Origin of the sequence: Litorihabitans aurantiacus, from assembly GCF_030161595.1 — a bacterium.
In the GTDB taxonomy this organism is placed as follows: Bacteria; Actinomycetota; Actinomycetes; order Actinomycetales; family Beutenbergiaceae; genus Litorihabitans; species Litorihabitans aurantiacus.
Genome location: NZ_BSUM01000001.1, coordinates 1,777,723 through 1,796,239, shown reverse-complemented (window position 1 = coordinate 1,796,239; position 18,517 = coordinate 1,777,723). Strand labels below are relative to the sequence as shown.

Sequence of the window (18,517 nt, the reverse complement as noted above, 5' to 3'; positions counted from 1 at the left end):
GACACCGGACGCCCCCGCACGTCTCTCACCGATCCCACGACCGGCGCTGCTGCGCGCGGCCGGCGGCACGCCGTCGGCGGCCGCCGCCACGGGATCGTCGCAGCCGCGACGCACGCCTGTCACACGTGCGGGGTACCGTGGCGGAAAGGTCGAGGCGGCACCCGGTGCCGCGCGGCTGGCGGTGGTGGAGACCGGCCCCAGGGAGGGACGAGCGATGATCCTGCTTCGACGTGAGCTCGGAGACGTGCTTCGTGACGTCCGCCTCGCCCAGAGCAAGACGCTGCGCGAGGTCAGTGCGTCGGCGCGCGTGTCGCTGGGGTACCTGTCCGAGATCGAGCGCGGTCAGAAGGAGGCGTCCTCGGAGCTCCTGAGCTCGGTGTGCGACGCCCTCGACGTCCCGCTGTGGGGCGTGCTGCGCGAGGTCAGCGACAGGATCGCGATCGCCGAGGGCGAGCACATCCCGGACACCGTTCCCGCCGACCTCGAGGCGTCGGTCCGCCCGCTCGCCGCCGCCGTCTGACACCCCCGGCCCCGGGCCGGCGGTCAGCGCGGGTCGGACCCGCGCTCAGCGCAGCTGGCAGCGCGGGCAGTAGTAGGCGATGCGGTCCATCGGCGCCTCACCGACGCGTCCGTCGCGCAGCGGGGTCGTGCAGCGCACGCACGGCTCGCCGGATCGCCCGTAGCAGACCATCGTCATCGAGCCGCGCTGGTTCGGCCCGGTCGGGTCGTCGGCCGAGGCCAGCATGAGACGTCGCGCCGTGGCCGCCATCGTGCCGGGGTCGGGGACGTCTCCGGCGGCGCGCCAGGGGAGACCCGGTGGCGGAAGAGCGTCTCGGCCATGTAGATCGTCCCGAGGCCGGCGAGCACCCCTGGTCCAGCAGGACGGCGCCGATCTCGCGCGCGCCCTGGGCGTGGATGGCGACGGCGATGCTCGCCTCCTCCGCGGCGCCGAAGTCCTCGCCCAGCACGTCCGGGCCGAGAGGGGCGAGCAGCCGGGCTTCGTCGTGCGTGCGCAGCAGGTGCATCATCCCGAGCTGGTGCCCGGTGCAGGTCCACGTCGCCGTCGCGAGGACCGCACGGACGTCGCTGCCGGCGTCCTGGGAGCGACGCGGCCCGCTGCCGTACCGCGAGGACTCGCGGCGATCCCGCGGCCTGCCGCCGGTCGAGCGGCGCACGCCGTCGGCGCCGCTACGGCGCGGGCCCTCACCCTCGGGCGGCGTCGCCGTGACGCGCCACGTGCCGTCCATCCGCAGGTGGGTGTGCAGCGTCCGCCCGTCGGAGAAGCGCGTCAGGAGGTTCTTGCCGTAGCTCGCGGTGCCGAGGCTGCGCACACCGGTGAGGTCAGTGCCCGCCAGGGTCGGCCAGCGCAGCTCCGAGCGCACGAGCGGTCCGTCGGCGAGCGCCGCCGTCAGACGACGGGCCGTGCGCAGGACGACGTCGCCCTCAGGCACGGCCGGCCGCCGCGGTCGTCCGGTCCGCGCCGCGCTGCCGCCCGGGCGCGGGAGCCCGCAGCCGCAGCCCGCGCGGCGTCGCGATGAACCCCGCCTCGCGCAGGGCGAGCGCGGCGGGGGCCTGCGAGGTGAGGGAGGCCTCGCCGTCGACCCGCCGCACCGTCAGGGTGCTGTAGCGGTCGGGTGCCTGCTCGACGAGAGCGTGCGCGGCGAGCGCGAGGTCCTCGCCGTCGTCCGTCAGGGCGAGGATGCTGCCGCCCCCGCGCTCGACGAACAGCACGAGGCGCCCGTCCACGAGCACGACGTCGGCACCGGCGATCCGCCGCGGTCGCGCACCGGTGGAGGCGGTCTGGTCGCCCGCGGCGGGCCGGGTGGCGCGGACGGCGTCGTCGTCCGGCCCCGTTCCTGCGTCCGCGTCACCCGGGCTGTCGTCGTCGCCCTCTCCCGTGGTCGTACCGCCGCGCGCGTCCCGTCCGGGGCGCGGCCAGGGGACGAGCGAGCCGTAGGGGTTGGCGGGGTCGGCCGCGGCCATCACGAGCGCACCGGGCCGCAGTCCGGCGTCGGCGCGCAGCCGGTCCACGCACTCGGGGAGGGCGAACTGGGCGGCGCCCTGCCCCTCGACGAGATAGCCGCGTCGGATCTGGCCCGAGTCCTCGAGGCGGGACAGCACGGGGTAGAGGGCCCCGAAGCCGCCCACCACACCCTCGGCCTGGGCGATCCCGCGCAGCACGACCCCGTGGCGTTCCAGCAGGCTCGCGGCGAAGGCGGTCGCCCGCAGGGTCGCGTCGGTGCTGCGCTCGCCCACGAGGCTCCACCGGCCCGCCATCGTCGGCGGGGTCGAGATGCGGACCGGTGCGCGCACGCCGCCCCGGGTGCCGGCGACGGCGAGCATCGACTCCTTCATGAGCGACTGCCGGCTCATGCGCCGGGCCCGCGTGGCCGAGGCACCCGCGGTCCCGGCGCGCGGCGACCGCGCCCCCGATCCGGTCGTGGCCGTACGCGCCCGCACGGGGGCGAAGGTGTCGTTCGTGACGTGCCCCGCCCAGACCGCCTCCCACACGGCGTCCTCGACCTGGCTCGCGCTCGGCGTCGGCCCCTCGCCCGACGACTGCGCCGCCTCGACGACGTGCTGGACGATGTCGCGGAAGAAGAGACCGCCGCGTCGCAGCGCCGCGACCACCGCCTCCGCGAGCGGGGACGCGAGCGGCTGCGGCGCGGGCGCGAGGAGCGGCACGGCGTCGGCCGGGACCAGCACGACGCGCCCCGTGCCCGCGCCGACCCAGACGACGTCGCCCGCGCTCGTCAGCTCGTCCAGGAGGCCGGGGGCGTAGGAGCGCACCCGCGCGGGCAGGATGCTCGTCTCGACGTCGGCGACGTCGAGCTCGGCGCCCGCGAGCTGGTCGACGGCGGCGAGGAGGCCGTCCAGGCCCCGCAGCTGGCCGAGCTGGTGCCAGCGCGGCAGGTAGATGCCCAGGACGTGGGCGGGGACGGCCTCGACGTCGGCGCGAGCTGCGGCGAGCGAGCGGCGGCGCATCCGTCGCAGCACCTCGGCGTCGCAGTACTCGCGCGCGCCCGTCCCGCCGGACGCCGGGACGGCGAGAGCGCCGGTGCCGGGGCTCGTGCCTGTGTCGGTGTCGGTGCTGGTGTCGGCGTCGGCCTCCCCGTCGGCGACCGCCGTCGAGCTCGTCCGCCCGGCCCCGTCGAGGCGCGCCCCGGGCCGTGCTCCCGGCGGCCGCAGCCGCCCGGCGACCAGGGTGCCCGCGGCCTCGAGCAGCCCGAGCGTCGGCGTGATCGTCCCGGGCGCCAGCCCGAACCGGGCGGCGACGTCGGCGGGGGTGAACGGCCCGTGCGTGCGGGCGTGCCGACGCAGCAGGTCGCCGAGCGGATCCGGCACGGGCGCCAGCAGCGCCTCGGGCAGGCCGACGGGCAGCGCCGTGCCGAGCGCGTCCCGCAACCGACCGGCGTCCTCGACGACGGCCCACTGCTCGCGACCGGCCACACGCACCGCGATGACGCGCCGCTGCCGGGCGAGGTCGGCCAACCACTCGCGCATGACGTCGACGGCACCCCCGGCTTCGTCGGTCGCCTCCCGCTCCGGTTGCGCCTCGCCCTCCGGCTCCCCGCCCTGCTTCGTCCGGTCCTCGGCGACGCCCGCCCCGGTGTCGCAGCGATCGACGAGGTCGGCGAGCGGCAGCGGACCGAGGCGCCGCACGACGTCGAGCAGCCCCTCGGCGTCGCGCGCGCGGGTCTGCGGCGTGCGCAGCCCGACCTCGCTCTCCACCCGCAGGACGGCCTCCGGGTCGAGGAGGTCCGCCAGGTCACCGGCGCCCTGCCCGAGCAGCTCGGTCAGCAGCTCGGGATCGAGCGCGAGCGCGGCGGCACGGCGCTCGGCGAGGGGCGCGTCGCCGTCGTACAGGAACTGGCCGACGTAGGCGAACATGAGCGACCGCGCGAACGGCGAGGGCGCCGACGTCGTCACCTCCTGCAGGCGCACCTCGCGACGGTCGATGCGGCGCATGAGGTCCTCGAGCGCCGCGGTGTCGAAGTCGTCCTGCAGGCTCTCGCGCACCGCCTCGAGCACCACGGGGAAGTCGGGGTAGCGGGCGGCGACCGACAGCAGCTGACTCGCGCGCTGGCGCTGCTGCCACAGGGGCTGACGGCCGTCGGGACGGCGGCGGGGGAGCAGCAGCGAACGGGCCGCGGCCTCGCGGAACCGCGCGGCGAAGTGCGCCGAGCCGGCCAGGGCGTCGATGACCGCGCGCTGGATCTCCTCGGGCTCGAGCAGCAGGTCCGCCAGGCCGACGGTGCTGCTGCCGCCGCTCGCCGGCGCGCGGTCGCCGCCCTCGGGCACGAGCCAGTCCTCGAGCGGGTCGTCGACGTCGGGCAGGCGCAGCACGATGCCGTCGTCGGAGTGCATCGCCGCGACGTCCATGCCGAGCTGCTCGCGCAGCCGGCCCACGAGCGCGAGCGCCCACGGGGCGTGCACGCGCGAGCCGTAGGGGGAGTGGATCACCAGGCGCCAGTCGCCGAGCTCGTCCCGGAATCGCTCGACGACGATCGCGGTGTCGGTCGGCAGGTGCCCGACCGCCTCGATCTGCTCGCCGAGGTAGGCCACGAGGTTGTCCCGGGTCCAGTCCGAGACGCCCCAGGTGGCGACCGTCGCCGCGATGTCGCCCGACTCCTGCACGGCGCGGACCATCGCGCCGAGCGCGGCACCGAGCTCGGCCGGCCGCCCGGGCTGGTCGCCCTTCCAGAACGGCAGGCGTCCCGGCACCCCCGGCGCGGGCGTGACGAGCACGCGGTCGGGCGTGATGTCCTCGATGCGCCACGTGCTCGAGCCGAGCGTGAAGGTGTCGCCGACCCGCGACTCGAACACCATCTCCTCGTCGAGCTCGCCCACGCGCCTGCCACCGCGCGCCGCGACGTCGTCGGCACCCGCGGCCAGGTAGACGCCGTAGAGCCCGCGGTCGGGGATCGTGCCCCCCGAGGTGGCCGCGAGCCGGAGCGCACCCGGCCGCGCGGTCAGCGTGTCCTCGATGCGGTCCCACACGATCCGCGGGCGCAGCTGGGCGAAGTCCTCGCTCGGGTAGCGACCGGCGAGCATGTCCAGCACGGCGTGCAGGCTGCCGTCGCCCAGCGTCGCGTAGGGCGCGCTGCGCCGGAGGACGCGGGTGAGGTCCGCGACCGACCAGTCGTCGACGGCGAGCATCGCCACGACCTGCTGCGCCAGCACGTCCAGCGGGTTGGCCAGGCCGCGGACCTCCTCGATCCCGCCCGTGCGCGCCTGGACGGTCGCGGCGACCGACGGCATGAGGTCGCCCCGGTGGACGGGCACGACGACGCCGTGCGAGAGCGCGCCGACCTGGTGCCCGGCGCGTCCGATCCGCTGCAGCGCGCTCGCGACCGAGGGCGGGGAACCGATCTGGACCACGACGTCGATCGACCCCATGTCGATGCCCAGCTCGAGCGAGGACGTGGCCACGACGGCGGGGAGGCGACCGCTCTTCAGGTCGTCCTCGATGCTGGTGCGGGCCTCGCGGCTCATCGAGCCGTGGTGGGCGCGCGCGATGACCGTGCTCGTGGGCAGTGCGGTGCCCGACTGGCCGGGGGCCTGCGCCGCCCACGCGGCGCCGGGGTCGCCCGGGTCGACCTGGTGGACGGCGGGCCGCGGGTCGTCGTCGCGGTCGTCGACGGCGTCCTCGCCGATGTGCTCATCGCCGAGCTCCGGGTCGCCGGGGTCGCCGTCTTCCTCCGCCTCGGCGAGACGCGCCTGCCACTCCTCGTTCAGCCGCGCGGTCAGCCGTTCGGCGCCGCGGCGGGAGTTGGTGAAGACGAGCGTGGTGCGGTGCTCGCCGATGATGTCCACGACGCGGCGGGTGACCGCGGGCCAGACCGACGCCGTCCGTCCGCGTCCCGGCAGGTCGGCCTGGGGGAGCGGTCCCGCCGCGGCGCCGGACAGGTCGGGGCCGGCCGGGGCCGCGCCGGGCTCGACCTCCTCCTCGAGGTCGGTGAGGTCCGGCACGGGTACGTCGACGTCGATGCGCAGCTGCTTGGTGGCGGGCGGCTGGACGAGCCGCACCGGGCGACCGCCGTCCTCCGGGGTCCGCATGCCCGCGAGGAAGGTGGCGACCCCCTCGACGGGCCGCACCGTGGCGGACAGGCCGATGCGCTGCGCGGGGGCGGGCAGCATCTCGTCGAGCCGCTCGAGGCTGACGGCCAGGTGGGCGCCGCGCTTGCTCCCGGCGAGCACGTGCACCTCGTCGAGGATCACCGTGGTGACGCCCGCGAGACCCGCGCGCGCCGCGGAGGTGAGGACGAGGAACAGCGACTCCGGCGTGGTGATGAGGATGTCGGGCGGGCGCGTGGCCAGGCGGCGCCGCTCGGCGGCGGGGGTGTCGCCCGTGCGCGTACCGACGCGGACGTCGACCGGCTCGTCCCCCAGCGCGCGCGTGGTGCGCGCGATACCGACCAGCGGCGAGCGGAGGTTGCGCTCGACGTCGGCCGCCAGTGCCTTCAGGGGCGAGACGTAGAGGATGCGGCAGCGCGCCTCGGGCTCGGGCACGGGTGAGGTCAGGAGGCGGTCGACGGCCCACAGGAAGGCCGCGAGCGTCTTGCCCGATCCGGTGGGCGCGACGACGAGGGCGTGCGCGTCGTCCGCCACGGCGTCCCAGGCGCCGACCTGGGCCGCCGTCGGCGCCTCGAAGGACTCGGTGAACCACTGCCGGGTGGCGGTGCTGAACCGCTCGAGGCCGCTGGCTGTGGTGGTCATCCCCTCATTCTGCTGGCAGCCACCGACATCGCGGTCCGTGGGTCCGGGGTTACGGTGGGGACGTGCGGCACTCGGAGTTCTGGACGGTCATGGACCAGGCGTTCGGGCCGACGTACGCCCGCAGCCTGGCGGGCGACCTGGTGATCTCGGCGCTGGACGGTCGCACCCCCGAGCAGGCGCTCGCCGGCGGGGTGGCGCCGCGCGAGGTGTGGGAGGCGGTGTGCGAGGCCACCGGCCAGCCCGACGCCGTGCGCTGGCTGCACCGCGCCGAGCCCGGACGCCCGCGCCGGCGCTGACGCCACCGACGTCGAGGGCGTGCAGGACACGCCGGGCGTGTCGCTGGCGATCGAACACGCGTACGACATAGAGTTGTCCCCAGGTGACCGCAGCGCGGCCGTCGTCCCCACCGGGACGGGGTCGCGACCGCGATGTCAGTGGCCAGGCATACCGTCACCGCAGAGCCTCCCGGCGAGGGTGGCGCTGAACGGCCAGACCTGTCCGTACCGATCCCGCAGGGCCGGGAGAACTCGAGGAACCACCATGGCGACCCAGTCAGGCAAGCAGGGCAAGCAGCAGGCGGGCAAGCAGCCCGACAAGCTGAAGGCGCTCGAGGCGGCCCTCGGCCAGCTCGACCGTCAGTACGGCACCGGATCGGTCATGCGCCTGGGCGACAACGTCCGGCCGCCGATCGAGGTCATCCCGACCGGGTCGGTCGCGCTCGACATCGCGCTCGGCATCGGAGGCCTCCCGCGCGGCCGCATCATCGAGGTCTACGGCCCCGAGAGCTCGGGAAAGACGACGGTGGCGCTGCACGCCGTCGCGAGCGCGCAGCGGGCCGGCGGCATCGCCGCGTTCATCGACGCCGAGCACGCGCTCGACCCCGAGTACGCCAAGAAGCTCGGCGTCGACACCGACGTGCTCTACGTCTCCCAGCCCGACACGGGGGAGCAGGCGCTCGAGATCGCGGACTCCCTGATCCGCTCGGGCGCGCTCGACATCATCGTGATCGACTCCGTCGCTGCGCTCGTGCCGAAGGCGGAGATCGAGGGTGAGATGGGTGACAGCCACGTCGGCCTCCAGGCCCGTCTCATGTCGCAGGCGCTGCGCAAGCTCACGGGCGCCCTCTCCGCCTCCGGCACCACCGCGATCTTCATCAACCAGCTGCGCGAGAAGATCGGCGTGTTCTTCGGCTCGCCCGAGACCACCACGGGTGGCAAGGCGCTGAAGTTCTACGCCTCGGTGCGCCTGGACGTGCGCCGGATCGAGACCCTCAAGGAGGGCACCGACGCGGTGGGCAACCGCACGCGCGTGAAGATCGTCAAGAACAAGATGGCCCCGCCCTTCAAGCAGGCTGAGTTCGACATCCTGTACGGCCGCGGCATCTCCCGCGAGGGCGGCCTGATCGACATGGGTGTGGACGAGGGCTTCGTGCGCAAGTCGGGCGCCTGGTACACCTACGAGGGCGACCAGCTGGGCCAGGGCAAGGAGAACGCCCGCAAGTTCCTCATCGACAACCCGGACCTGGCCGACGAGATCGAGCAGAAGATCAAGGCCAAGCTCGGCATCGGTGTCCAGGTTCCGGAGGACGCCTCGGCGCTCGACGCGCTCGACGAGGAGCCGGTGGACTTCTGATCGTGCTGCGGATCGCACCGGTGACGGACGCGCGACGGAGCTCGGTGTGAGCCGCACCGGAGCCGGCGCGTCGCCACCGACACGCCCCCGGCGGCGGGGCGGGCCCTCGGCCCGCTCCACCGCCGGGGGCGCGGTCGTCCCGGCGGGCGGCGCGGGGGCGATCAGCGCCGGTGCCTCGGACGCGTCCACGTCCGACGTGTCCGGCCCGTCCGCGTCCGACCTGTCCGTGCCTGACGCAGCCGCGATCGAGGCGGACCACGAGAAGGTCGCCCGGTCGGTCGCACTGCGGCTGCTCACCTCCGCCCCGCGGTCCCGGGCGCAGCTCGCCGAGGCGATGGCGAGGAAGGACGTTCCCGACGACGTCGCCCACCGCGTGCTCGACCGCCTCACCGACGTGGGTCTGGTCGACGACGCGGAGTACGCCGCGATCCTCGTGCGCACGCGTCACGCGGAACGCGGTCAGGCCCGCCGGGCCATCGCCCAGGAGCTCACCCGCAGGGGGATCGACGCCGCGACGGCGCAGGAGGCGCTCACGGCCATCGATCGCGAGGACGAGGACGCCGTCGCCCTGGACCTGGTGCGCCGCCGGGCGGGCGCCAGCGCCGGACTCCCGCGCGCGACCCGCGAGCGGCGGCTCGTCTCGATGCTCGCCCGGAAGGGCCACCACCCCGGTTCCGCGTTCCGTATTGTCCGCGAGGTGCTCGACGAGGAGGACGCGCAGCAGGACCGTGACGACGACGGGGACGCCTCTCACGACGACGCGTGGCTCGACAGCCCCTGATTTGCCCCGGACTCGCGCCGGAGCGCCGTCCGCCCCTGCGGCGCGAAAGTCACCCGTGCACCCGTGCACCCGTGCACCCGTGCACCCGTGCACCCGTGCACCCGTGCACCTGTGACGACGACGGGGCCGGACCCACAGGGTCCGGCCCCGTCGTCGCCCGGTGTCCCGGGCGGTGGAGGCTCCGCCGGCGAACGCCCGAGCCCCCGCCTCAGGTCGCCGGTGTTCCGGCGGCGCCGGCCGCCCCGGCGTTCACCAGGCGCGGCTGCGTGCGCCCGGAGGTCCGGCGGGAGAGCCTACGAGCCACCAGGGCAGCGGCCCGCGTCAGGAGCCAGTTGATGAGGATGAACACGACCGCGCAGACGATCAGCGCCTGCAGCATGTTCCCGTTCCCCCCGCCGAACTGGCGCGAGAGCTGGAGGAACTCGTTGAACGTGATGATGTACCCGAGCGCCGAGTCCTTCAGGATGACCACGAACTGCGAGACCAGGGACGGCAGCATCGCGATCAGTGCCTGGGGGAGCTCCACCAGGCGCAGCGACTTCCCGTGCGTCATACCGATGGCGGCGGCCGCCTCGCGCTGGCCCTTGGGAAGACCGAACACGCCCGAGCGGACGAGCTCGGCGATGATCGAGCCGTTGTACAGCGTGAGCGCGACGACCACCGAGACGAGGGGGACGTCGCGCGGGCTGACGACGCCGAAGGCGCCCAGCCCGATGTAGAGGGCGACCATCATGATGAGCACCGGCACGGCCCGGAAGAACTCCACCACCATGCCCGCGAGCCACCGGACCGGGGCCAGCGGCGCGAGGCGACCGAGACCGAACACGAGCCCGAAGACCACGGCGAGGACGACGGAGTAGAGCGCCGCGACGATCGTGTTCTGGAGCCCGGGCAGGAAGAAGTTCATCCAGGCGCTGCCGGTGAACAGCGAGGTCCACCGGCCGGCGGCGAGCTGACCCTCCTGGCCCAGCTTCCACAGCACGAGGCCGACGATGCCCGCCGCGACGACGCCGCCGATCACGTTGGCCACGAGGATGTTGCGCCGGGCGCGGGGGCCCGGGGTGTCGAACAGCACGGCCTGGCTCATCGGGTCACCGCCAGCTTCCGGGACAGCGACGTCGTCACGACGCCGACGGGGACGACGAGGATCACGTAGCCCAGGGCGAAGATCATGAAGATGAGGATCACCATGTTCGAGTTGGCCTCGATCATGCCGCGCATGACCGAGGAGGTCTCGACGGCGACACTCGCGGCAGCGGCGACGGTCGTGTTCTTGATGAGCGCGATCAGTACGTTGCCCAGGGGCGCGATGGCACCCCGGAACGCCTGCGGCAGCAGGACGAGCCGTGCGGCGGGCAGGAACGGGAGCCCAATGGCTCGCGCCGCCTCCGCCTGGCCGAGCGGCACCGTGTTGATGCCGGACCGCACGGCCTCGCAGACGAACGCCGCGTGGTAGATGGCGAGCACGACGCAGGCGTAGATGAAGAAGTTGGTCGCGAAGTCCTGCGCGAAGGTGATCTTCAGCTGGCTCCACACGCCGAGGACCGCCAGCAGCATGAGCACCGTCAACGGCGTGTTGCGGAACACGGTCACGTAGGCCGTGCCGAGCCACTGCAGCGACGGCACGGGCGAGACCCGCATCAGGCCGAGGACCGTCCCGACGAGGAGGGCACCGATCGCGGCCCAGAAGGTGAGCTGGATGTTGACCCAGAACGCGGCGGGGATGTTGTAGCTGGAGAACAGGAAGCTGACCTGCTCGAACAGATTCATGGGCCTTGCCTCCGAGGGGACCGGCAGGAGCGGAACGGCCGTGGAGGGCCGGCCCGGCGTCGGGCGCCGGGCCGGCCCTCCACGATCAGTGGTCGATCAGCGCGCGATCAGGCGCACGCGGCCGGCGTCGGCGGGTTGAGGTCGGCGTTGGGGGTGTAGCCGGTGCCCTCGGTGTTCGAGGTCACGGCCTCCTCCCACGAACCGTCGTCGATCATCGCGGTGATCGCGGTGTTGATGTCCTCGCACATGTCCGAGCCCTTGGGCAGACCGACGCCGTAGTTCTCCTCCGAGAACGGCGCGCCGACGACCTTGAACTTGCCCGAGTTGGCGGGGGTGGCCGCCAGGCCGGCGAGGATGATGTCGTCGGTGGTCACGGCGTCGACCTGACCGGCCTCGAGCACCGTGACGCAGTCGGCGTAGCCGGGCTGCTCGAGCAGCTGGACCTCGGAGGCCAGCGTGTCCTTGACCTTCTGGGCCGAGGTCGAACCGGTGACCGAGCAGAGGTTCTTGCCGTTCAGCGACTCGGGGCCGTCGATCGAGTCGTCGTCCTCGCGCACCAGCAGGTCCTGACCGGCGACGAAGTACGGTCCGGCGAAGTCGACGACCTCCTTGCGGGCGTCGGTGATCGAGTAGGTCGCGAAGATCATGTCGACCTGGCCGTTCTCGAGCATGGTCTCCCGGTTGGCCGAGGGCGCCGAGACCCACTCGATCGCGTCAGCCCCGTAGCCGAGCTCGCAGGCCACGTAGGTCGCGACGTCGACGTCGAACCCGGTGTAGGTCGAGCCGTCCTGGAAACCGAGGCCGGGCTGGTCGAACTTGATGCCGATGCGGAGGGTGCCGTCGCCGCCCGAGCAGTCGGCGCCGTCGGCGGTCGCGGTGGAGGTCGACGTTCCGGTGCCCTCGTCCTCGGTGGCAGCGTCGTTGCCGGCGTCGGTCGTGCAGGCGCTCAGGCCGAGCGCGGCGACCGCCGCGACGGCGAAGATGGATCGGACGTTGCGCATCTAATGCTCCTTCGTGTGCGGATGGGGCCGGGGCCCGCATCCGGTCTTCCCCGGGTCGATCAGGAACCGGGTCGGGTGGGTGTGTGGTGCGGCGACGATGACGGTGACGATGCCGTGGGGCTCGTCAGTGCGTGAGGATCTTGCCGAGGAAGTCGCGGGCGCGCTCGGACTGCGGGTTGGTGAAGAACGACTCGGGGTCGGACTGCTCGACGATCTGCCCGTCGGCCATGAACACGACGCGGTCGGCCGCCTTGCGGGCGAAGCCCATCTCGTGGGTCACGACGATCATCGTCATGCCCTCCTTGGCGAGGGAGACCATCACGTCGAGGACCTCGTTGACCATCTCGGGGTCGAGCGCGGAGGTCGGCTCGTCGAACAGCATGACCTTCGGCTTCATCGCGAGGGCACGGGCGATCGCGACGCGCTGCTGCTGACCGCCGGAGAGCTGGGCGGGCATCTTGCTCGCCTGGGTGGCGACGCCGACGCGCTCGAGCAGGGCCATCGCCTCGGTCTCGGCCTGCTTCTTCTTCAGACCGCGCACCTTGATCGGTCCGAGCGTGACGTTCTCGAGGATCGACTTGTGGGCGAACAGGTTGAAGGACTGGAACACCATCCCGACGTCGGAGCGCAGCTTGGCCAGCGCCTTGCCCTCCGCGGGGAGCGGCTTGCCGTCGAGCTCGATCACGCCGTCGTCGATCGTCTCGAGCCGGTTGATCGCGCGGCAGAGCGTCGACTTCCCGGAGCCCGAGGGGCCGATCACGACGACGACCTCGCCCCGCGCGACGTCCAGATCGATGTTCTGCAGCACGTGCAGCGGGCCGAAGTGCTTGTTCACCGCGGCGAGGTGGACGAGGGGCGTCGCATGCTCGATGACGGGCTCGGGCGTGGAAGTCATGGGGGCAACGTAGCCCGCCGGTGTTACACGGAGCATCATCGGCGTGTCACATCTTGGCAACGTTTCGCCACCTCAAGCGGCGGTGGGGGCGGCTCTGGTATAAGCACCGGCGCGAGTGCTGGTCGGGCGGTCCGTAGACTGCCCCGGTGACGATCACCGCCCCGCCCGCGCCCATCGACGCCGAGGCTGCCACGCCCGCCGACCAGCGCAGCTACGTCATCCGCACCCTGGGCTGCCAGATGAACGTGCACGACTCCGAGCGCATGGCCGGGCTCCTGGAGTCCGCGGGCCTCGTGGCCGCCCACCCGGGCGGCGCGGGCACGGACGTCGCGGCCGACGCCGCGCACGCCGACGTCGTCGTCATCAACACGTGCGCGGTGCGCGAGAACGCCGCGACCAAGCTGTACGGGAACCTCGGCCGCCTGGCGCAGGTCAAGCGCGAGCGGCCGGGACTGCAGATCGCCGTCGGCGGCTGCCTCGCCCAGCAGGACCGCGAGAGCATCGTGGAGAAGGCGCCCTGGGTCGACGTCGTCTTCGGCACCCACAACATCGACGCGCTGCCCGTCCTGCTGGAGCGGGCCCGCCACAACGAGCAGGCGCAGGTCGAGATCCACGAGTCCCTGCAGGTCTTCCTCCACCCTCCCGACGAAGCGCGAGAGCGTCTACGCGGGGTGGGTCTCGATCTCGGTGGGCTGCAACAACACCTGCACGTTCTGCATCGTCCCGCACCTGCGCGGCAAGGAGCGCGACCGCCGCCCCGGTGACGTGCTCGCGGAGGTGAAGGCCGTCGTCGACGCCGGCGCGATCGAGGTGACCCTCCTGGGTCAGAACGTCAACTCCTACGGGGTCTCGTTCGGGCAGCGCGACGCGTTCGCCCGCCTCCTGCGCGCGTGCGGCGAGATCGAGGGCCTCGAGCGGGTGCGGTTCACGAGTCCCCACCCGGCCGCGTTCACCGACGACGTCATCGAGGCCATGGCCCAGACGCCGAACGTCATGCCGAGCCTGCACATGCCGCTCCAGTCCGGGTCCGACCGGGTCCTGCGCGCGATGCGCCGCTCCTACCGCAGCGCGCGGTTCCTCGGCATCATCGACCGCGTCCGCGACGCGATCCCCGAGGCGGCCATCACGACCGACATCATCGTCGGCTTCCCGGGCGAGACGGAGGAGGACTTCGCGGAGACCCTCCGCGTGGTCGAGACCTCGCGGTTCTCCTCGGCGTTCACGTTCCAGTACTCGAAGCGTCCGGGGACGCCGGCCGCCGACCTGCCCGACCAGGTGCCGGCCGAGGTCGTCGCCGAGCGCTACGGGCGCCTGGTGGAGCTGCAGGAGCGGATCGGGACGGCGGAGAACGCCGCGCTCGTGGGCACCGCCGTCGAGGTCCTCGTCTCCGATCAGGACGGGCGCAAGGACGCCGCCTCGGGCCGCACCACCGGTCGCGCGCGCGACAACCGGCTGGTGCACGTCGGGCTGCCGCCCGAGATGTCCGACGGCGATCGGCCCCGCCCGGGCGACGTCGTCGAGACGACCATCACCAAGGCAGCGCCGCACCACCTCGTCTCCGACGGTGCCGGCGTGCGCGTGCGCCGGACCCGGTCGGGTGACGCGTGGCAGGCGCGGCGCGACGGCGGCGACGCGTGCGGCGTGCCGACCGGCGGCGCCGGTGGTGACGCGGGGGAGCGGCGGCCCGTCTCGCTCGGCCTGCCGACCCTGCGGGTGCGCTGACCGTCGTCGCAGGGCCCGGTGCGGGCCTCAGCCGGCCGGGACCGAGGCCGCCAGGGACCGCAGCGCGTGCCCCGTGACGGTGAGCGCGACGTCGACCACCTCGGCCACCTGGTGCGCGCTCAGCCCGGCGACGACCGGGGTCGCGCTCGAGGCCACGATCGTCAGGTTCTCGCCCTCGACCTCGGTGTACAGCGTCGGCAGCAGCCGGTCGCGGTTCCAGTCGTTGACGAGCTGCGCGGCACCACGGCCGGCGCGCGCCGGCAGCACCCGCGCCCACCGGGTGCGCACGACGAGCTCGGTGCCCTCGATGAGCACCTGGTACGCGTGACCCTCCCACCGTCCCGCGACGCCGGTCGGCAGGTCCCGGACGAACTCGCCGCGGCCGCTGACCAGCGCGCGCAGCATCTCCGGCGTCACGACCGCGACGACGTCGCCGCGCGCGTGGTCGGCAGCCCGGTCGTCGCGTCCGTCGGGGGAGCTCACGACGGCTCCCGGTTGAGCGCGGGGTCGGGGTAGAGCTCGTCGAGCGCGTCGAAGACCATGCCGCCGCTCGCGAGCCCGACCGCGAGCAGGTGGTCGATCTGCGCGTCGCTCAGCCCGGACCGCACCGGGACGGTGACCTCGGTGAGCACGTGGACGCGGCCGTCGTCGTGCACCCGGACGTAGCACTTGGGGTGGTGGCGCTCGCGGTTCCAGGAGTCGGTGAAGGCCAGTACCTCCCACAGCCGCTCGATCGACGCCTGCCGCGACCAGCGGCCGCGCACCTGGAGGACCTGGTCGGGGACCACGCCGAAGGAGAAGAACCGGTAGGCCCACAGCCCGCACAGGTCCCCGCGCTCGTCGACGAGGTAGCGGTAGTCGCGGCGTCGCAGCGACGCCGCGACGCGGTCGCGCGTCACGGTGGCCACCACGTTGCTCGCTCCGGGACCGTCCACGGACCCGGGCGCACGCGGGTGGTCGGCGGTGGGATCGGTGGCGGCCGCCTCCGCGGCCCCGCCCGCGCCGTCGGGCGCAGCGGCCGACCCCGTCCCGGGGCCCGGCGTCGTGCGCCGGGCACCCCGCGCCGCGTCGCCCGTCGGGCGACGCCACCACTTCCAGCGCCGTACCACCCCGCAAGCATAGGCACGAGGTGCGCCATGATCGGGGGTGCCGACGACCATCCGCGTCCTGAGCTGGAACGTCCTGGGCCTGCGCGAGCCCGCGCGGGCGGCCGGTGTCGTGCGCCGCTCGCGCGCCGACGTCGTGTGCCTCCAGGAGTGTCCGAGGTGGCCGGGATCGGGCGCCGTGCTGGCGGCGTTCGCCCGCGCCGTCGGGATGCGGGTGGCGGCGGGCGGCGGCGCGTGCGGCGTCGCGGTCCTGGTCGGTCCGGCCCTCTCGGTCGACGCGGGCGAGGTCGAGCGGATGCCGCGCGGGTTCTCCGGCGCGTGGTGGACCTACCCGCGCGCGACGGCGACCGCGCACCTGCGCGTCGCCGGCTCCGAGGGGTCGACTCTGCGCGTGTCGAGCCTCCACCTCGACGTCGACGAGCAGGCCCGGCTGGCGCACGTGGACCGCGTGCTCGCGGGTCTGGACGCCGCCGGTGCGCCACCGGTCCACGTCGTCGCGGGGGACCTGAACGCCCGCCCCGGCGACGCGACGTGGGACCGCCTCGGCACCCGCCTGCGCGACGCCGTCGCCACGGTGCCCGGTGCGGACGCCCCTACCTACCCCTCCACGGCCGACCGGCGACCGCGCACTCGGCTGGACGCCGTCCTGGTGGCCGGGGCCGTGCGCGTGCTCGCGGCACGCACCGGGAGCGACCGCCCGGGGCTCCCGTCGGACCACCTGCCCGTGCTCGTCGACCTCGAGATCGGCGGGGGCTCCCGCGTCGCCACGACGTGGGAGCGGCGCTGGGGCGCACCCGGCGGCACCTCCGACGCCGCAGCCGGGCCCACCGGGTAGCGTCGGGGGTGCCGCACCCGACCGCCCCGAGGATCCTCGCCGTCGTCGGCCCCACGGCCTCCGGCAAGAGCGCGCTCGCGATCGATCTCGCGCAGCGCACCGGCGGCGAGATCCTCAACGCCGACGCGATGCAGCTCTACCGCGGGATGGACATCGGGACGGCGAAGACGCCCGTGGCCGAGCGCGCCGGGGTGCCCCACCACCTGCTGGACGTGCTGGACCCGGTCCAGGACGCCTCGGTCGCCGCGTTCCAGGAGCAGGCGCACGCCACGATCGACGACGTGCTCGCGCGCGGTCGGCTGCCGATCCTCGTGGGCGGCTCCGGCCTCTACCTGCGCGCGACGCTGGACGCGCTCGACTTCCCCGACACCGATCCCGCGGTGCGCGCAGCGCTCGAGGCGCGCGGCGAGCACGAAGGACCCGGCGTCCTGCACGCCGAGCTGACGCGGCTCGACCCCGAGGCCGCCGAGCGGATCGGGAGCAGGAACACGCGGCGACTCGTGCGCGCGCTCGAGGTGATCGCCCTGACCGGGCAGCCCTACACGGCCCACCTCCCGCAGCACGTCTACGCCCGGCCCGCGCTCCAGCTCGCGCTCGAGGTGCCGCGTCCCGCGCTCGTGGACCGGATCACGGTGCGCGCGGAGCGGATGTTCGCCGACGGGCTCGTCGCGGAGACCGAGGCGGTCGCGCGCGGCGGCCTCGGGGTGACCGCGTCCCGCGCGGTCGGCTACGCCCAGGCCCGCGCCGTTCTCGCGGGGGAGATGACGACGGCGCAGGCGGCCGAGGCGACCGCCGTCGCCACCCGGCAGGTCGCGCGCCGCCAGGTGAGCTGGTTCCGCCGCGACCCGCGCATCACCTGGCTCGACGGCGAGGCGAGCGCCGACGCCCAGCTGGCGGCGGCCACGGCGGTGCTGCGGGAGGCGGGCCTTAGCCTGGAGGGGTGAGCACCCCACCTGCCGGCAATGCCCCCGACTCGACCTCCACGGCGGCGCCGACCTGGCCCCGGCTCGTCAAGGGGCACGGCACCGGTAACGACTTCCTCCTGCTGGTGGACTCGGGCGGCGACCTCGCCGTCGCACCCGCCGACGTCGCGCGACTCACCGACCGCCACCACGGCGTCGGCGCCGACGGGCTGATCCGCGCGGTGCGCACGACCGTCGCGGCGCGCGACGAGGCCCTGCCGCACGGCTCGGACGCGGCGGAGTGGTTCATGGACTACCGCAACGCCGACGGTTCGGTGGCCGAGATGTGCGGCAACGGCATCCGGGTGTTCGTGGCGTTCCTCGCCGACGAGGGGCTAGTGGACCTGCCCGACGGCGGCCACGTCGACGTCGCCACGCGGGCCGGTGTGCTGCGCGTGCACCGCGTCGGTGCGGAGCTCGAGGCCGACATGGGCCGGTGGACCGTGCCCGGTGGCGAGGCGGCGCTCGCGGCGGGGAGCGACGTGCTCGTGACCGTGGCGGGCGTCGACGGGCAGCGCCCGGGGTTGAGCGTGGCGATGCCGAACCCTCACGTCGTGATCGCCGTGTCCGACGCCGCCGAGCTGGCGGCCGCCGACCTGACGCGGGCGCCGCTCGTGGACCCGGTGCCCGGCGCTGGCACCAACGTCGAGATCGTGTGGGCGCAGGGGGAGATCGAGCGCGACGGGACGCGCTGGGGCGTGATCAGCATGCGCGTGCACGAGCGCGGTGTCGGCGAGACCCTCTCGTGCGGCACCGGGGCCTGCGCCGCGGCGCTCGCGGCCAGCGTCTGGGCCGGTGCCGGTGCGCCGGCGGACTGGGTCGTGCACGTGCCGGGCGGCACGCTCGCGGTGCACCTCGACCCCGACGGCGGTGTGGCCCTGCGCGGCCCGGCGCAGCTCGTCGCGGACGTCACCCCCGCTGACCGCGAGAGTTCTTCCGACGCACCCCGAGAACTTTCCCGACCCTCCCCGAGAACTTTCCCGACCCTCCCCGAGAGCTTTTCTGACGTACCCCGAGAGCCTTCCCGACCCTCTGCGAGAGCATTTCTGACGCTCCGCGAGAGGATTTCTGGCGCACCCCGAGAGGATTCGCG

Annotated in this window: 14 protein-coding genes and 2 pseudogenes; 8 read left to right on the top strand and 8 right to left on the bottom strand. The window is 74.2% G+C overall.

All coding sequences use genetic code 11. The features are described from left to right. Positions 1–214: 214 nt before the first annotated feature. The gene (locus tag QQK22_RS08465; RefSeq protein ID WP_284252631.1) at positions 215–520 is read left to right on the top strand and encodes a helix-turn-helix domain-containing protein; all 306 of its coding nucleotides are present in this window, start codon (positions 215–217) and stop codon (positions 518–520) included. Between the two features lie 97 nt (positions 521–617). Here the strand turns inward: QQK22_RS08465 and QQK22_RS08460 are convergent, their stop codons facing one another. Then, positions 618–1,451, bottom strand: coding sequence for a DNA-formamidopyrimidine glycosylase family protein (locus QQK22_RS08460; protein WP_284250529.1), 834 nt, complete (start codon positions 1,449–1,451; stop codon positions 618–620). Then, complete coding sequence (locus QQK22_RS08455) at positions 1,444–6,720, bottom strand: Lhr family helicase (protein WP_284250528.1); 5,277 nt, start codon at positions 6,718–6,720, stop codon at positions 1,444–1,446. Before QQK22_RS08455 ends, QQK22_RS08460 begins: the two co-directional genes overlap by 8 nt. 62 nt (positions 6,721–6,782) lie before the next feature. On the opposite strand from QQK22_RS08455, the gene QQK22_RS08450 reads away from it, so the two are divergent. From QQK22_RS08450 to QQK22_RS08440, 3 genes are all read left to right on the top strand, one after another. Beyond that, positions 6,783–7,016, top strand: coding sequence for a DUF3046 domain-containing protein (locus tag QQK22_RS08450; RefSeq protein WP_284250527.1), 234 nt, complete (start codon positions 6,783–6,785; stop codon positions 7,014–7,016). A gap of 244 nt (positions 7,017–7,260) precedes the next feature. Continuing rightward, positions 7,261–8,352: a recombinase RecA gene (gene recA / locus QQK22_RS08445; protein WP_284250526.1), complete on the top strand. Its 1,092-nt coding sequence runs from the start codon at positions 7,261–7,263 to the stop codon at positions 8,350–8,352. A 226-nt stretch (positions 8,353–8,578) separates the two neighbouring features. Continuing rightward, positions 8,579–9,133 carry a regulatory protein RecX gene (locus tag QQK22_RS08440; protein WP_284250525.1) on the top strand — a complete coding sequence of 185 codons (555 nt, stop codon included), beginning with the start codon at positions 8,579–8,581 and terminating at the stop codon, positions 9,131–9,133. Positions 9,134–9,341: 208 nt separating this feature from the next. On the opposite strand, the gene QQK22_RS08435 is transcribed toward QQK22_RS08440, so the two are convergent. The 4 genes from QQK22_RS08435 to QQK22_RS08420 all read right to left on the bottom strand — a co-directional run bounded on the left by QQK22_RS08435 (position 9,342) and on the right by QQK22_RS08420 (position 12,799). Then, positions 9,342–10,220, bottom strand: a complete 879-nt coding sequence (locus tag QQK22_RS08435) for an amino acid ABC transporter permease (RefSeq protein WP_284250524.1) — start codon at positions 10,218–10,220, stop codon at positions 9,342–9,344. Continuing rightward, the gene (locus QQK22_RS08430; protein ID WP_284250523.1) at positions 10,217–10,903 is read right to left on the bottom strand and encodes an amino acid ABC transporter permease; all 687 of its coding nucleotides are present in this window, start codon (positions 10,901–10,903) and stop codon (positions 10,217–10,219) included. Before QQK22_RS08430 ends, QQK22_RS08435 begins: the two co-directional genes overlap by 4 nt. Before the next feature lie 107 nt (positions 10,904–11,010). Further along, positions 11,011–11,904, bottom strand: coding sequence for a glutamate ABC transporter substrate-binding protein (locus QQK22_RS08425; protein ID WP_284250522.1), 894 nt, complete (start codon positions 11,902–11,904; stop codon positions 11,011–11,013). A gap of 124 nt (positions 11,905–12,028) precedes the next feature. Beyond that, a complete protein-coding gene (locus QQK22_RS08420; protein WP_284250521.1) occupies positions 12,029–12,799 on the bottom strand; it encodes an amino acid ABC transporter ATP-binding protein in 771 nt (256 codons plus the stop codon). Positions 12,800–12,945: 146 nt separating this feature from the next. Here QQK22_RS08420 and miaB point away from each other — a divergent pair. Further along, positions 12,946–14,521, top strand: a pseudogene (gene miaB / locus QQK22_RS08415) (tRNA (N6-isopentenyl adenosine(37)-C2)-methylthiotransferase MiaB). A 27-nt stretch (positions 14,522–14,548) separates the two neighbouring features. Here the strand turns inward: miaB and QQK22_RS08410 are convergent. Continuing rightward, positions 14,549–15,004, bottom strand: a complete 456-nt coding sequence (locus QQK22_RS08410; RefSeq protein ID WP_284250520.1) for a type III secretion system chaperone family protein — start codon at positions 15,002–15,004, stop codon at positions 14,549–14,551. After that, complete coding sequence (locus tag QQK22_RS08405; protein ID WP_284250519.1) at positions 15,001–15,630, bottom strand: type III secretion system chaperone family protein; 630 nt, start codon at positions 15,628–15,630, stop codon at positions 15,001–15,003. The genes QQK22_RS08410 and QQK22_RS08405 overlap by 4 nt, the downstream gene beginning before the upstream one ends. Positions 15,631–15,667: 37 nt before the next feature. On the opposite strand from QQK22_RS08405, the gene QQK22_RS08400 reads away from it, so the two are divergent. The 3 genes and pseudogenes from QQK22_RS08400 to dapF all read left to right on the top strand — a co-directional run. Further along, positions 15,668–16,462, top strand: a complete 795-nt coding sequence (locus tag QQK22_RS08400; protein WP_284250518.1) for an endonuclease/exonuclease/phosphatase family protein — start codon at positions 15,668–15,670, stop codon at positions 16,460–16,462. A gap of 8 nt (positions 16,463–16,470) precedes the next feature. Beyond that, positions 16,471–17,406, top strand: a complete 936-nt coding sequence (gene miaA, locus QQK22_RS08395; protein WP_284250517.1) for a tRNA (adenosine(37)-N6)-dimethylallyltransferase MiaA — start codon at positions 16,471–16,473, stop codon at positions 17,404–17,406. Beyond that, positions 17,403–18,335: pseudogene (dapF, locus tag QQK22_RS08390) on the top strand (diaminopimelate epimerase); the annotation flags it as partial. The gene miaA and the pseudogene dapF, both read left to right, overlap by 4 nt. Between the last annotated feature and the right edge of the window lie 182 nt (positions 18,336–18,517).

Bases quoted from the DNA above. Each gene is read 5' to 3' on its own strand.
- QQK22_RS08430 (WP_284250523.1), bottom strand. From the start codon at position 10,903: ATGAATCTGTTCGAGCAGGTCAGCTTCCTGTTCTCCAGCTACAACATC.
- QQK22_RS08435 (WP_284250524.1), bottom strand. From the start codon at position 10,220: ATGAGCCAGGCCGTGCTGTTCGACACCCCGGGCCCCCGCGCCCGGCGC.
- QQK22_RS08455 (WP_284250528.1), bottom strand. From the start codon at position 6,720: ATGACCACCACAGCCAGCGGCCTCGAGCGGTTCAGCACCGCCACCCGG.
- QQK22_RS08465 (WP_284252631.1), top strand. From the start codon at position 215: ATGATCCTGCTTCGACGTGAGCTCGGAGACGTGCTTCGTGACGTCCGC.
- recA (WP_284250526.1), top strand. From the start codon at position 7,261: ATGGCGACCCAGTCAGGCAAGCAGGGCAAGCAGCAGGCGGGCAAGCAG.
- QQK22_RS08420 (WP_284250521.1), bottom strand. From the start codon at position 12,799: ATGACTTCCACGCCCGAGCCCGTCATCGAGCATGCGACGCCCCTCGTC.
- QQK22_RS08425 (WP_284250522.1), bottom strand. From the start codon at position 11,904: ATGCGCAACGTCCGATCCATCTTCGCCGTCGCGGCGGTCGCCGCGCTC.